This is a genomic window from Streptomyces hygroscopicus, from assembly GCF_026168105.1.
Classification (GTDB): domain Bacteria; phylum Actinomycetota; class Actinomycetes; order Streptomycetales; family Streptomycetaceae; genus Streptomyces; species Streptomyces hygroscopicus_D.
Genome location: NZ_LBMW01000062.1, coordinates 21,554 through 38,121, shown reverse-complemented (window position 1 = coordinate 38,121; position 16,568 = coordinate 21,554). Strand labels below are relative to the sequence as shown.

The window sequence follows — 16,568 nt, the reverse complement described above, 5'->3', positions numbered from 1 at the left end:
GTCCTCACCCGATCCCACCGGGCACGGCACCACGACGACGTCCGGCTCGCCTGTCGACTCGCGCAGTGCGTCGAAGTCCGCGAAGGCCTCGGTTACGAGCTCGTCCTCGGCGGGAGGCAGTACGACCGGCGTCCACTCCAGCCCGAACAGCGAGTCGCCGTCACCGGCGCCGCGCAGCTGCTCCGGCGGTACGGCGCGCAGTGTCAGCGAGTCGACCGAGGCCACCGGATCACCGGCGCCGTCGGCCACGGCCAGCGTCACCGAATCGGCGCCCTTGCGCGACAGTTTCACCCGGACCATGGCCGCGCCTGCCGCCTGGACGACGACACCGGACCATGCGAACGGCAGCTGAGGACCGTCGGCCAGGGAGACCAGCCCGCCGGCGGCCAGGGCGTGCAGTGCGGCGTCCAGCAGCGCCGGGTGAACAGCGAACGAAGCCGCGTCGGCACTCACGTCCTCCGGCAGCTCGGCCTCCGCGAAGACGTCGTCCCCGCCGCGCCAAACAGACCGCAGGCCCTGGAAGACCGGACCGTACTCAAGACCGGCTCCGGCCAAGTCCTCGTAGAACGCCATCAGATCGACGGCCTGCGCACCCGCAGGCGGCCACGCGCCCACGGCAGCCGGTGATACCTCCGCCGACGACAGCACGCCCGCCGCGTGCCGCACCCACGAACCGTCCCCCACGCGCGAATGAACACTCAGCTGCCGTCGGCCGGATCCATCCTCAGCACCGACCGACACCTGCAGGGTGACACCAACGTGCTCAGGCACCACCAGGGGCATCTCCAGGGTGAGTTCCGCGACCTGCCCGCAGCCGACCTCGTCGCCCGCTCGTACGGCCAGCTCGACGAAGGCGGTGCCGGGCAAGAGGACCTTCCCGTTCACGGCGTGGTCGGCGAGCCACGGGTGAGTGTCGAGGGAGATCAGCCCGGTCAGCAGAACGCCGTCGCTGTCGGCGGTGGCGATCGCTGCACCGAGCAGCGGGTGGTCCGCCGGCCCCAGACCGGCGGCCCGGACGTCGCCGGGTGCCTGAGGCACGTCGAGCCAGTAACGCCCGTACTGGAAGGGGTAGGTGGGCAGGTCGACTGTCCGCGCGCCGGGGAAGAACGCGTGCCAGTCCGGGGAAGCTCCGTGCACGTGGAGCTGTCCGACCGCGGTGACGACGGCCTGCGGCTCGGGACGTTCAGCACGAAGCACCGGGACGGTGAACGCGTCCTCCACACAGCCTTGGACAAGCGCACTCAGTACACCGCCGGGACCGATCTCCACGAAGGTGGTCACACCCGACTCGTGCAGAGTCCGCACACCGTCGGCGAAACGCACCGCCTCACGGACATGACGCACCCAGTACTCGGCCGTGCAAGGCTCCGCCAGCCGCCCCGTCAGGGTCGAAACCAAGGGAATCGTGGGCTCATTGAACGTCAGCCCGCGGACGGCCGCGCGGAACTCCTCCAGCATCGGATCCATCAGCGGCGAGTGGAAGGCGTGACTCACCTTCAGCCGGGACGTCCTACGCCCCTGCTGCGCAAAGAGCTCAGCGATCTCGGTCACCGCTTCATCGGTACCCGAGATCACCACCGACTGCGAGCTGTTCACCGCCGCGATACCGACGCTCTCGGTGAGGTGCGGCAGGACTTCCTCCTCGGTGGCCTGCACCGCCACCATCGCCCCGCCTGCGGGCAGCGCCTGCATCAGCGCGGCACGCGCCGACACCAGCTTCGCCGCATCCGGAAGCGACAGCACCCCGGCCACATACGCGGCCGCGACCTCACCCACCGAGTGACCCGCCACATAATCCGGCCGAACACCCCACGATTCGAGGAGCCGGAACAACGCCACCTCGATCGCGAACAACGCGGGCTGCGTGCACCCGGTCTGATGCAACTCCTCCGCGTCGACATCGACCGGCGCGTCCAGCAGCGCACACACCTCGTCGTACGCCTCCGCGAACACCGGGAACGCCGCATACAACTCCCGTCCCATCCCCAGACGCTGCGAACCCTGACCGGAGAAAAGGAAACCGGTCTTGCCCCCGGCCGGGCGCCCCACCACCACGTTCGCCGACGGAGTGCCCGCGGCCAAGTCCCCCAGACCACGCACAAGCTCCTCACCGCTCTCCCCCACCACCACAGCCCGGTGCTCCAGCACCGACCGCGTCGTGGCCAGCGAGAACCCCACATCGATCGGCGACACCTCACCATCGATGAAGGACAGCAGCTTGGCCGCCTGCGCCCGCAACGCCTCATCACCCTTCGCCGACAGCACCCACGGCACCGGTCCCGCAACCGCCTGGCGGGCGGGCTCCTCGCTCGTCGGGACGTGCTCGACGATCACGTGAGCATTCGTACCGCTGACGCCGAAGGACGAGATGCCCGCGCGGCGTGCACGGTCCGTCTCCCAGTCGACGGCCTCGGTCAGCAACCGCACCGTACCCGCCGACCAGTCCACATGCGGCGTCGGCTCGTCCACATGCAACGTGCGCGGCAGCACACCATGACGCATCGCCATGACCATCTTGATGACGCCCGCAACACCCGCAGCAGCCTGCGTATGACCAATGTTCGACTTCAACGACCCCAGCCACAACGGCTGCCCCTCCGGCCGCCGCCGACCATACGTGGCAATGACGGCCTGCGCCTCGATCGGATCACCCAGCCTGGTACCCGTACCGTGCGCCTCCACCACATCCACATCCGCCGCCGACAACCCGGCGCACTCCAGCGCCTGCCGGATCACCCGCTGCTGCGAAGGACCGTTCGGCGCCGTCAGACCATTCGACGCACCGTCCTGATTGACCGCCGACCCCCGGACCACAGCCAGCACCCGATGCCCGTTACGGCGTGCGTCGGAGAGCCGTTCCACGAGCAGCATCCCCGCACCCTCGGCCCAACCCGTACCGTCCGCACCAGCAGCGAACGCCCTGCACCGCCCGTCCGCCGACAGACCACGCTGACGGCTGAACTCCACGAAGACCGCCGGGCCGGCCATCACCGTGACACCGCCGACGAGAGCCATCGAGCACTCGCCGTTGCGCAGCGACTGGGCCGCCAGGTGCAGGGCCACGAGCGACGACGAACACGCCGTGTCGACGGTGACCGCCGGGCCCTCAAGACCGAAGGTGTAGGAGACGCGGCCCGAAGCGATACTGCCCGCGCTGCCGTTGACGAGGTAGCCCTCAAGGCCCGCTGGTGAGGTGCGCACCCGCCCGCCGTAGTCGTGGTACATCACCCCGGCGAACACCCCGGTCCGGCTGCCGCGCACCGAGGCCGGATCGATCCCCGCCCGCTCGAACGCCTCCCACGAAGTCTCCAGCAGCAGCCGCTGCTGCGGGTCCATCGCCAGCGCCTCCCTCGGCGAGATCCCGAAGAACTCCGCGTCGAACTCGGCCGCTTCGTGCAGGAAGCCGCCTTCGCGGGTGTAGCTGGTGCCCCACTGGTCGGGGTCCGGATCGTAGAGGCTCTCCACGTCCCAGCCCCGGTCCTCGGGAAACCCGGAAATCGCGTCACGGCCGTCGAACACCAACCGCCACAAGTCCTCGGGCGACCGCACCCCACCGGGATACCGGCAGGCCATCCCCACGATCGCGATCGGCTCGTCCGCCGCGGCCACGGTGACGACCGCGGCCTCGGACTCCTCCTGGACACCCAGGGTCTCGGCCAGCAGAAAGCGGGAGAGGGCGACGGGCGTCGGGTAGTCGAAGATCAGCGTGGCGGGGAGGCGCAGACCGACGGCCTCGTTCAGTCGGTTGCGCAGTTCGACGGCGGTCAGCGAGTCGAAGCCGATGTCCTTGAACGAGTCGTCCGAGCCGACCGATTGAGCGTCGGCGTGCCCGAGCACGGCGGCCACCTCGGTACGCACCAGGTCCAGCACCGTCTGCTCGCGCTCGGCCTCGGCCAGCCCGGCCAGCCGCTGTCCCAAGGAGGACGAGGCCGCTTTGACCGCCGCTGCGGTGCGCCGGGCCGGGGCGACCCGGACCAGGCCGCGCAGTACGGACGGTACGGGCTGTCCCTGTCCGTCCCGGAAGGCGGAGGTGTCGAGCCGGATCGGAACGACGGTCGCGCGCCCGGAGGCGAGGCCCGTGTCGAACATCCGCAGGCCCTCTGCCGTCGGGATCGCGGCCAGCCCCATGCGCTTGATGCGTGTGAGATCGGTGTGGTCGAGGCTGCCGGTCATCGCGCTGTCGCTGTCCCGCGCCCACAGGCCCCAGGCCAGCGAAGTGGCGGGCAGCCCACGGTCCCGGCGGTGCTCGGCGAGGGCGTCGAGGAAGGTGTTGGCGGCGGCGTAGTTGCCCTGGCCCGGCGTGCCAAGGGTGCCCGCCACCGAGGAGAAGAGCACGAACGCGGACAGGTCACCCGCGAGTTCGTGCAGGTTCAGCGCCGCGTCGACCTTGGGACGGAACACGTCGTCCAGGCGCTGGGGCGTCAGCGCGCCGATGATTCCGTCGTCCAGGACGCCGGCCGTGTGGACGACTGCGGACATCCGTCGGCCGGCGAGGAGTTCACGGACAGCGTCGCGATCGGCCACGTCGCAGGCAGCCCAGGTGACGTCGGCGCCCTGCGTGCTCAGCTCGGCGGCGAGTTCGGCAGCACCGGGTGCGTCCCCGCCCCGGCGGCTGACCAGAAGCAGGCTGCGCACGCCGTGTCGTGCGACGAGATGCCGGGCGACGAGCCGTCCCAGCCCGCCCGACGCCCCGGTCAACAGCACGGTCCCGGAACCGAGTTCGGGGAGCTCCGGCTCCGTGTCCGGCACCGCGATACGGGCCAGTCGCGGCACCCGGACCTCGCCCTCGCGCACCTCGGCCTGCGGCTCACCGGAGGCAAGCAGGCCGGGCAGCAACCCGACGAGGTCGGCGCTCTCGTCGGCTGCGACGAGCACGAAACGGCCCGGGTTCTCGCTCTGGGCGGAGCGCAACAGCCCACGCACTGCCGACTGGTTCAGGTCCCAGGCGCGCGTCACCAGCACAAGACGCGACGGACGATCCTCGGCCAGCCACCACTGCACCAGTTCCAGCACGGAGTTGGCGACCTCGCGGACCCGGGCGACGGTGTCCGCACCGGTTCCCGTCGGGCACGGCACGACCGAGGCGTCGGCGTCCGGCACCGGGTCCGCGGCCCGCAGCGCTGCGATGTCCTCGTACGTCTCGATCCTGGTGCCGTCCGCGGCGGACGGCAGGGCGAGCGGCGTCCACTCCAGGCCGAACAGCGAGTCGCCGTCCCCGGAACCGCCGCGCAACTTCCCGGCTGAGACCGGGCGCAGGGTCAGCGAATCGATGCGCGCGACCGGCCCTCCGGTGCCGTCGGCCAGTTCCAGCGAGACCGTGGTGGTGCCTGCGCGCGAAACTTTCACGCGCAGGGTGGCAGCCCCGGTGGCGGTCAGGCGTACGCCGCTCCAGGCGAACGGCAGCAGCCCGTGCCCGGTCCCGGCCTCGGGTTCGACCGCGCCCAGCCACACCGTGTGCAGGGCCGCGTCGAACAGCGCGGGGTGCAGTCCGTACGCACCCGCGCCCGCACGCTCCGCCTCGGGCAGTTCCACCTCGGCGAAGAAGTCGTCTCCGCTGCGCCACGCGGCGCGCAACCCCTGAAAGGCGGGGCCGTAGTCGAGAGCCATGCCCGCGAGTCGCTCGTAGAGGCCGTCGACGTCGACCGGCTCCGCACCCGCGGGCGGCCACGTGGCGAGCGAGCCGTCCACCGGGCCCGCGGCGACGGACAACCAGCCGGAGGCGTGCCGCACCCAGGTCCGTTCGGCCCCGTACGCGTCCTCGTCGTCGATGCGCGAGTGCACGGTCAGCGGCCTGCGGCCCGAGTCGTCGGCGGCGCCGACACTCACCTGCAGAGCGACGCCTCCGCGCTCGGGCACGGGCAGCGGCGCCTCGAGCGTCAGCTCCTCCAACAGGTCACAGCCCACGGCGTCGGCCGCGGTGAGGGCCAGCTCGACGAACGCGGTACCCGGCAGCAGGACGAACCCGTTCACCGTGTGATCCGCCAGCCACGGGTGCGTGTGCAACGAGAGTCGGCCGGTGAGCAGTTGCCGCTCACCATCGGCCAGCGACACGGTGGCACCGAGCAGGGGGTGTCGGGCCTCGCCCTGACCCACGGCACGCATGTCGCCGACCGAGGCGGGGGCGTCGAGCCAGTAGCGTTCACGCTGGAAGGCGTAGGTGGGCAGGTCGACTGTCCGCGCGCCGGGGAAGAACGCGTGCCAGTCCGGGGAAACTCCGTTCACGTGCAGCTTGGCGAGCGCGGTGACGACGGCTTGCGGCTCCGGGCGGTCGGCACGAAGCACCGGGACGGTGAACGCGTCCTCCACACAGCCTTGGACAAGCGCACTCAGGACACCGCCGGGACCGATCTCCACGAAGGTGGTCACACCCGACTCGTGCAGAGTCCGCACACCGTCGGCGAAACGCACCGCCTCACGGACATGACGCACCCAGTACTCCGCCGTGCAAGGCTCCGCCAGACGGCCCGTCAGGGTCGAAACCAAGGGAATCGTGGGCTCGTTGAACGTCAGCCCCCGGACGATCTCACGGAACTCCTCCAGCATCGGATCCATCAGCGGCGAGTGGAACGCGTGACTCACCTTCAGCCGGGACGTCCTACGCCCCTGCCGCGCGAACGCTTCCGCAATCGCAACCACGGCCTCCTCAACCCCGGAAACAACCACCGACCAAGGACCATTGACAGCCGCGACACCCACACTCTCGGTGAGATGCGGCAACACCTCCTCCTCCGTCGCCTGCACCGCCACCATCGCCCCACCGACCGGCAGAGCCTGCATCAGCGCAGCACGCGCCGACACCAGCTTCGCCGCATCCGGAAGCGACAGCACCCCGGCCACATGCGCGGCCGCGATCTCGCCAACGGAGTGACCCGCCACATAGTCCGGCCGAACACCCCACGATTCGAGGAGCCGGAACAACGCCACCTCAATGGCGAACAACGCGGGCTGCGTGCACCCGGTCCGATGCAACTCCTCCGCGTCGACATCGACCGGCGCGTCCAGATACGCACACACCTCGTCGTACGCCCCCGCGAACACCGGGAACGCCGCATACAACTCCCGGCCCATCCCCAGACGCTGCGAACCCTGACCCGAGAACAGGAAACCCACCTTGCCCCCGGAGCGCGCACGCCCGATCACCACGTTCGCCGCCGACTCACCGGCCACGAGCGCGGCCAGTCCCGCGCGCAGTTCGTCCGCCTCGACGCCGACCACGGCGGCCCGGTGCTCCAGCCCCGACCGGGCGGCAGCGAGCGAGAACCCGCTGTCCAGCAGCGGGACTTCGCCACTCGCGTACTCCAGTAGGCGCTCCGCCTGAGCCCGCAGCGCTGCCTCGCTCTTCGCCGAGAGCACCCACGGCACGATCGCCCCCGAGTCCGGTGTCGGAGCTTGCCCCGCCGCAGTCGGCGCCGCCTCGATGATCGTGTGCGCGTTGGTACCGCTGATGCCGAACGAGGACACCGCCGCGCGGCGCGGCTCGTCGCCCGAGGGCCACGCCACGGCCTCGGTGAGCAGCCGCACCGCTCCCGCCGACCAGTCCACGTGCGGCGTGGGCTCATCGACGTGCAGCGTCTTCGGCAGCACACCATGACGCATCGCCATGACCATCTTGATGATGCCGGCCACGCCTGCGGCGGCCTGCGTGTGGCCGATGTTCGACTTGACCGACCCGATCCACAACGGCCGTTCTGCCGTGCGCTCCCGGCCGTATGTCGCGAGCAGCGCCTGCGCCTCGATCGGGTCACCCAGCTTGGTGCCCGTACCGTGCGCCTCGACCGCGTCCACATCCGCCGGCGACAGCCCGGCGGAGTCCAGTGCCTGCCGGATCACTCGCTGCTGCGAAGGACCGTTCGGCGCCGTCAGACCGTTCGACGCACCGTCCTGATTGACCGCGGTACCCCGTACGACGGCGAGGATCCGGTGCCCGTTGCGCTCAGCGTCGCTGAGCCGCTCGACCAGCAGCATGCCGACGCCCTCACCCCAGCCGGTGCCGTCCGCACCGGCGGCGAACGCCTTGCACCGGCCGTCCGGCGACAGCCCGCGCTGCCGGCTGAACTCCACGAACATGTCCGGCGTGGTCATCACGGTGACGCCGCCGACCAGGGCCATCGAGCACTCGCCGCTCCGGATGGCCTGCGCCGCCAGATGCAGCGCGACCAGCGACGACGAGCACGCCGTGTCCACCGTGACCGCCGGGCCCTCAAGGCCGAACGTGTAGGAGATGCGGCCGGAGACAACCGAGGCCGCCTTGCCTGTGAGGGCGTACCCCTCGGTCTCCTCGGGTGCGTTGCGCAGCACGTTGGCGTAGTCCTGGCCGTTCGTACCGATGAAGACACCGGTCCGGTCGGCGCGTACGGATGAGGGGGCGATGCCCGCGCGCTCGAACGCTTCCCACGCGGTCTCCAGCAGCAGCCGCTGCTGCGGGTCCATCGCCAGTGCCTCACGCGGCGAGATCCCGAACACGGCGGCGTCGAAGCGGTCGGCGCCCTCGAGGAAGCCGCCCTCGCACGCGTACGTCCGGCCGTGCCGGTCGGGGTCCGGGTCGTAGAGGGAGTCGATGTCCCAGCCGCGGTCGGTGGGGAACCCGGACACCGCGTCGCGGCCGTCCCTCAGCAGCTCCCACAGATCCTCCGGCGACTGGACGCCGCCGGGGAAACGGCAGCTCATCGCCACGATCGCGAGCGGCTCGTCGTTCGCGGGGGCCGTGACCCGGGCGGCGTCCGGCTCCGTCCCGTGCCGACCGAGGAGTTCCTCGCCCAGATGACGGGCGAGAGCGGTGGGGGTGGGGTGGTCGTAGACCAGCGTGGCCGACAGCTTGAGACCGGTGGCGGCGTTGAGTCTGTGACGCAGTTCGACTGCGGTGAGCGAGTCGAACCCGGTCTCGCGGAACGTCCGGTCGGCCTCGAAGCCGGCCTTGCCGGTATGGCCGAGCACGACGGCTGCCTGCTCGCGAACCAGGTTCATCAGGATGCGGTCCTGCTCGCCGGGCACGGCCCCCCGCAGGCTCTGCACCAGCGCGGACCCGGGCACCGCGGCGGACTGCTCGGCGCGGTCCCGTGCTTCGAGAGCCTTACGGGCCTCGGGCACCCCGTGCAGCAACGGGCAGGGGCGCATGGCGGCGAAGGCCCGGACGAAGCGGTCCCAGTCCACGTCCGCGACGGTCACACACGTTTCCCCGTGCGTCAGCGCGTTGTGCAGCACGGAGATCGACGGAAGGGCCGCGACCGCCCGGATGCCGCGCCGCCGCAGGTGTTCTCCGGCCGCGCCGTCGGCCATCCCACCGTCCGCCCACGGCCCCCACGCGACGGCCAATGCGGGCAGCCCCTGGGCACGGCGCTGCTCTGCGAGGGCGTCGAGGAAAGCGTTCCCGGCCGCGTAGGCGCCCTGACCGCCGTTGCCCCAGACACCGGTCATCGACGAGAACATCACGAAGGCGTCGAGGTCCTGACGGTCCCGCGTGAGTTCGTGCAGGTGGAGCGCGGCGTCCACCTTGGGGCGCAGCACCTTGTGCAGCGACTCGGACGTGAGCGATGCGACCAGGCCGTCGTCGAGTACGCCCGCGGTGTGCACCACGGCGTTGACCGTGTGCTGGTCGAAAAGGGCTGAGAGCGCGGTCCGGTCGGCCGCGTCGCAAGCGGCGACAGTGACCCTCGCGCCCAGCGCCTTCAGCTCCTCCTCGAGTTCGACGGCACCCGGAGCGTCGAGGCCCCGGCGGCTGGTGAGCAGCAGGTGTTCGACTCCGGCGGTCGCGAGCCAGCGGGCGACGTGCCCGCCGAGCGCGCCCGTACCACCGGTCACGAGGACGGTGCCGCGCGGCGACCAGAGTGTGTCCGTCAGGGCCGTGCTCTGCGGCGCGCGCACCAGGCGACGCACGGATACGCCCGAGACGCGGACGGCGAGTTGGTCCTCGTCGGTCTGGGTCAACAGGCCCGCCAGCCGCCGCACCGAACGCGGGTCGGGTGCGTCGGGCAGGTCGACGAGCCCGCCCCAGCGCTGCGGCTGCTCCAGGGCGACGACCCGGCCCAGACCCCAGAGCTGCGCGGACACGGGGTCGGTGAGCGTGTCCGAGGCGTCGATGGACACCGCGCCGCTGGTCACACACCACAGCGGGGCCTCGATCCCGGCGTCACCGAGGGCCTGTACGAGCAGCACGAGCCGCTGGAGCGCCTCCGCCCCCGTCGCGGCGAACACGATGCCTTCGGCCTGCGTCCCGGCGTCGGCGAGGATCCGGGTCAACGACTGACGGTCGGTGCCCTCACTCAGAGCCAGCGGAACGAGATCGATGCCGAGGTCCGCAAGCCCGGCCTGGATCGCCGACGTCCACTCGTTCTCGTCGGACACCGCGTAGAGCCAGGTCCCCGATGGAAGGGCACCGATGTCGCCGTGCGACTGCCAGGTGATCCGGTAGCGCCACCCGTCGACAGTGGACTGTTCACGCCGCTGCCGACGCCAGCCGGACAGTCGGGGGGCGACCACGTCCAATTCGGCCGACGGCAGCCCCAGGAGAGCACCGAGGGAGTCGTGGTCCTCGCTCTCGACGAGGTCCCAGAACTCGGTGTCCATGACGTCGGCCGTGCCGGGAGCTGCCGCCTGGGGCGCGTCGAGCCAGTAGCGCTCGTGCTGGAAGGCGTAGGTGGGCAGGTCGACTGTCCGCGCACCGGGGAAGAACGCGTGCCAGTCCGGGGAGACACCGTGCACGTGCAGCTGTCCGACAGCGGTGACGACCGCTTGCAGTTCGGGGCGGTCGGCACGCAGCACCGGGACGGTGAACGCGTCGTCCACGCAGCCCTGGGCGAGCGCGCTGAGCACGCCGCCGGGGCCGATCTCCACGAAGGTGGTCACGCCCAGGTCGTGCAGGGTCTGGACTCCGTCGGCGAAGCGGACGGCTTCACGGACGTGACGCACCCAGTACTCGGCGGTGCAAGGCTCCGCGAGACGGCCGGTCAGGTTGGAAACCACCGGAATCCGCGCCTCGTTGAACCTCAGCGCGCGGACGATCTCACGGAACTCCTCCAGCATCGGATCCATCAGCGGCGAGTGGAACGCGTGACTGACCTTCAGCCGGGACGTCCTACGACCCTGCTGCGCAAAGAGCTCAGCGATCTCGGTCACCGCTTCATCGGTGCCCGAGATCACCACCGACTGCGAGCTGTTCACCGCCGCGATACCGACGCTCTCGGTGAGGTGCGGCAGGACTTCCTCCTCGGTGGCCTGCACCGCCACCATCGCCCCGCCTGCCGGCAGCGCCTGCATCAGCGCGGCACGCGCCGACACCAGCTTCGCCGCATCCGGAAGCGACAGCACCCCGGCCACATGCGCGGCCGCGATCTCGCCAACGGAGTGACCCGCCACATAGTCCGGCCGAACACCCCACGATTCGAGGAGCCGGAACAACGCCACCTCAATGGCGAACAACGCGGGCTGCGTACACCCGGTCCGATGCAACTCGTCCGCGTCGACATCGACCGGCGCATCGAGCAGCGCACACACCTCGTCGTACGCCTCCGCGAACACCGGGAACGCCGCATACAGCTCCCGGCCCATCCCCAGACGCTGCGAACCCTGACCCGAGAACAGGAAACCCACCTTGCCCCCGGACCGCGCCACCCCCTGGACCACGGAAGCCGACGAAGAGCCCGACGCCAAGGCCCCTACGGCCTCCGTGAGTTCCTCCAGGGTCTCCCCCACCGCCACTGCCCGGTACTCCAGCACCGACCGCGTCGTGGCCAGCGAGAAACCGATGTCCGCCGGTCGTGCCTCGGCGTCCACGAAGGACAACAGGCGCTCCGCCTGCCCGCGCAGCGCCGCCTCGCTCCTCGCCGACAGCACCCACGCCATCGGCCCCTCGAGCGCCTCGCGGGCGGGCTCCTCGGTAGTAGGGACGTGCTCGACGATCACGTGAGCGTTCGTACCGCTGATGCCGAAGGAGGAGATCCCGGCCCGGCGCGGATGCTCCGACTCCGGCCAGTCGACCGCCTCGGTGAGCAGCCGCACGCCGCTCTCCGACCAATCCACGTGCGGCGTCGGCTCGTCCACGTGCAGCGTCTGCGGCAGCACACCGTGCCGCATCGCCATCACCGTCTTGATCACTCCGGCGACACCGGCGGCGGCCTGGGTGTGGCCGATGTTGGACTTCAACGACCCGAGCCACAAGGGCCGCTCGGCGTCCCGTCCCTGGCCGTAGGCTGCAATCAGGGCTTCCGCTTCGATCGGGTCGCCCAGCCTGGTGCCCGTACCGTGCGCTTCCACCGCATCCACGTCAACGGCCGACAGCCCGGCGGACGCCAGCGCCTGCCGGATCACCCGCTGCTGCGAAGGACCGTTCGGCGCCGTCAGACCGTTCGACGCACCGTCCTGATTGACGGCGGATCCCCGTACGACCGCCAGCACCTGGTGCCCGTTGCGCCGAGCGTCGCCCAGCCGCTCGACCAGCAGCATGCCGACGCCCTCGGCCCACCCCGTACCGTCCGCGCCCGCGGCGAACGCCTTGCAGCGCCCGTCCGCCGACAGCCCGCGCTGCCGGCTGAACTCCACGAACATGCCGGGTGTGGACATCACGGTCACGCCGCCGGCCAGCGCCAAAGAGCACTCGCCGCTGCGCAGCGACTGGATCGCCAGGTGCAAGGCCACGAGCGAGGACGAGCACGCCGTGTCGACCGTGACCGCCGGCCCCTCAAGGCCGAAGGAGTAGGCCACCCGGCCCGAGGCGACGCTGGTCGTCGTGCCTGTCAGAAGGTAGCCCTCGATGCCCTCCACGGGCTCGTGGAGCCGTGGGCCGTAGTCCTGCGCTGTCGCGCCGATGAACACTCCGGTCCGGCTGCCGCGCAGTGAGGCCGGGTCGATGCCGACGCGTTCGAAGGCCTCCCACGCGGTCTCCAGGACCAGGCGCTGCTGCGGATCGATCGCGGCGGCCTCGCGGGGGCTGATGCCGAAGAAGCCCGCGTCGAAGTCGGCCGCCTCGTGGAGGAATCCTCCTTGTCGTGTCGAGGACTTGCCGGGCGTGCCGGGCTCCGGGTCGTATAAGGATTCCACGTCCCAGCCACGGTTGGCGGGAAAGCCGCCTATGGCGTCCCCGCCGCTCTCCACCAGCCGCCACAGGTCTTCCGGTGAGCACACCCCGCCCGGGAGACGGCAGCTCATCGCGACGATCGCGATCGGCTCGCCGGGGTCGGCCACGATTTCGGGAACGGCGAGCGCCGCGCCCCTGCCCAGCGCTTCCGCGCTCAGGTGGCGGGAGAGCGCGAGGGGGGTCGGGTGGTCGAAGAGCAGCCCGCTGGGCAGGCGCAGTCCGGTCGCTTGCGTGAGCTGGTCGCGCAGTTCGACGGAGCTGAGGGAGTCGAAGCCGAGGTCGTGGAAGGTCCACTCGGTTTCGACCTCGGCGGCTTCGGCGTGTCCGAGCACGGCCGCAACGTTCGTACGGACCAGGTCGAGCACCGCCGCGTCGCGTTCGCGCTCGGGCAGGGCGGCCAGCCTCTGCGCCAGGGCGCCGACGGACGACACGACGGTGACCGTGTCGGCGTCGGCGTCGGCGTCGGCGTCGGCGTCGGCGTCGGTATCGGTATCGGTATCGGTTGCCGCGTCCTGCTGCGGGACGGCCGGCGGTGCGGCGGTGACGGCGAGGGCCGTGGTCTCGTCCAGCCAGTACCGCCGTCGCTCGAACGCGTAGGTGGGCAGGGGTACTCGGCGTGCGCCGCGTCCCTCGAACAGGGCGTACCAGTCCGGCTCCAGGCCGTGGACGTGCAGGGCCGCGACCGCCGCCAGCAGCGCCTGCGGCTCGGGGCGGCGGGCGCGCAGGGCGGGGACGAACAGGGCTTCGCCGGGGGCGCAGGCGCGGGCAAGGGAGGTCAGCACCCCGCCGGGTCCGAGCTCCAGGTATGTGCGAACGCCCTGCTCGTCGAGGCGGGCGACTCCGTCGGCGAACCGGACCGCGTCGCGGACGTGGCGGACCCAGTACTCGGACGTGCTGCCCTCGTACTCGTCGGACAGACGGCCCGTCACATTGGAGACGATAGGAATCCGCGGCTGGTGGAACGTCAGACGCTCGGCCACACCCCGGAATTCCGCCAGCATGGGTTCCATGTGCGGGGAGTGGAAGGCGTGGCTGACCCGTAGTCGGCTGGTCTTGCCACCCTGGGCCGCGCATGCCTCGGCGATCTCGGTGACGTGGTCCTCGTCGCCGGAGACGACAACGGAGTCCGGGCCGTTCAGCGCGGCGATGCTCACGCGGTCCCCCCGGTCGCCGATGAGCGCGCGCACCTCGTCCTCGGTGCCCTGCACGGCGATCATGGCTCCGACTGCGGGCAGCGCCTGCATCAACCGGCCGCGTGCGGCGACCAGTTCGCAGGCGTCGGAAAGGGAGAGGACCCCGGCCGTGTGTGCGGCAGCCACTTCACCGATGGAGTGGCCCATCAGCACGTCGGGGGTGATACCCCAGCTCTCCAACAGCCGGAACAGCGCGACCTCGACGGCGAACAGCGAGGTCTGCGTGTAGAGCGTCCGGTCGAGTTCCGCCGCTTCCTCGGAGCCCTCAGGTGCGAACATGACCTCGCGCAGCGGCCGGGGCAACCGGGGGTCGAGGTGGGCGCACACCTCGTCCAGCGCAGCGGCGAACACCGGGAAGGTCCCGGCCAGTTCGCGACCCATTCCGGCGCGCTGGCTGCCCTGGCCGGAGAAGAGGAAGGCGACCTTTTCGCGCGGGCCGACGCGGCCGGTGGTCAGTGCGGCGTCGACACCGCCGGCGCTGAGCTCGCGCAGCGCGCGCAGGAATTCCGCGCGGTCCTCGCCCACGACGACGGCCCGGTGCTCGAAGGCGGTACGTCCGGTGGCCAGGGACCGGCCGATGTCGGGCAGCTCAAGGTCGGGGTGCTTCTCGGCGACGTGCGAGAGGAGAGCGGTGGCCTGGGCGCGGAGCCCGGAGGCGGTCTTGGCAGACAGCGGCCACAGGGTCGGTGCCGTTGACGGCCGTGGCACGGGCTCGGTCTTCGTGGCCCGGTGCTCCGCCAGCACGATGTGGCAGTTGGTGCCGCCCATGCCGAAGGAGCTGACACCGGCGAGGAGCGGGCGGCCGTCCTGGCTTTCCCAGGGGCTGTGCCCTGTCTGCACCCGGAGGTTGAGACGGTCCAGCGGAATCGCGGGGTTCGGGGTCTCGAAGTTGAGGCTGGCGGGCAGTTCACGGTGGCTGAGCGACAGGGCAGCCTTGAGCAGGCCCGTGATGCCGGCGGCGCCCTCCAGGTGGCCGACGTTGGTCTTGGCCGAGCCGACCCGCAGGGGCCGGCCGGGATCGCGTCCCGCGCCGAGGACCGCGCCGAGCGCGGCCGCCTCGATCGGGTCACCGACCCTGGTGCCGGTTCCGTGCAGCTCAACGTAGCCGACCCGGGCGGGGTCGACCCCGGCCTGTTCGTAGGCGAGCCGGAGCACCTGTTCCTGCCCGGACTGCAGTGGCACGGTCAGCCCCTTGCCGCCGCCGTCGTTGTTGACCGCGCTGCCGCGGATCACGCAGTAGACGGGGTCTCCGTCCGCGATGGCCCGGGCCAGCGGCTTGAGGACGACGATGCCGCCGCCCTCACCGCGGACGTAGCCGTTGGCACGGGCGTCGAAGGCGAAGCAGCGGCCGTCCGGGGACAGACCGCCGAAATTGGCGGCGCCCAGGGTGCTCTCGGGGACGATGTTGAGGTTCACGCCACCCGCGAGGGCCGTCGCGGACTCGCCCTTGCGGAGGCTCTCGCAGGCCAGGTGGACCGAGACCAGGGAGGAGGACTGGCCGGAGTCCACAGTCAGGCTGGGGCCGTTCAGGCCGAGGAAGTACGAGACCCGGTTGGCGATCAGGCTGCGGTGCAGGCCGGTGACGGTGTGCGGGGAGATGGCCGTGAGTCCGGAGCGGTGCTGCAGGGTCGCGTAGTCGTCCCAGATGGCGCCGACGAAGACTCCGGTCCGGGTGGAGCGCAGCGTCTCGGCGCGCACGTGCGCGTCCTCCAGCGCTTCCCAGGCAAGCTCCAGTACGAGCCGCTGCTGCGGGTCCATGGCCGCGGCCTCCTTGGGGGAGAGCCCGAAGAACCCGGCGTCGAAGTGGCCGATGCGGTCGAGGAATCCGCCCTGGCGGATGTCGGTCCTGCCCGGCGCGGACGGGTCGGAGTCGGCCACGGCGGCCCCGTCCCAGCGGTCCGGGGGGACGTCGCTGATCGCGTCCGTGCCCTCACTGAGCAACCTCCAGAAGGCGGCCGGATCAGCGGCCCCCGGCAGCCGGCAGGCAAGGCCGATGACGGCTATGCCATCGGCCGAATCCGCCGAAGCCGAACCGGCCCGATTCCCCGTTTCGTTGAGCCCGGACTCGACCATATTGCGCTCCACCCACCCACACAGAGAACGAAAAGGCACCGTACACATGGCGGTGTGGCCCTAGTTTCGGCCCAGCGGCCGGGCTTCCGGCGTGGTACCGGATCAGGTCTAGGGGAATCCCAAACGCACGGCGCATGCATGTCGTCGTGTGAGCAATCCGCAGCCCATGGGCCTCACCAAGGGGAACCCCAAGGGCTGTCCCATGAACGCCGGCTGCGTCGCGCACCGGGTGC

1 protein-coding gene is annotated in these 16,568 nt (G+C 71.1%); it reads right to left on the bottom strand.

What is annotated here, in order from left to right; genetic code table 11:
* Positions 1 to 16,335 (bottom strand): type I polyketide synthase (locus tag AAW14_RS35130; protein ID WP_265568506.1); only part of this gene is annotated, 16,335 nt, incomplete at its 3' end.
* Between the last annotated feature and the right edge of the window lie 233 nt (positions 16,336 to 16,568).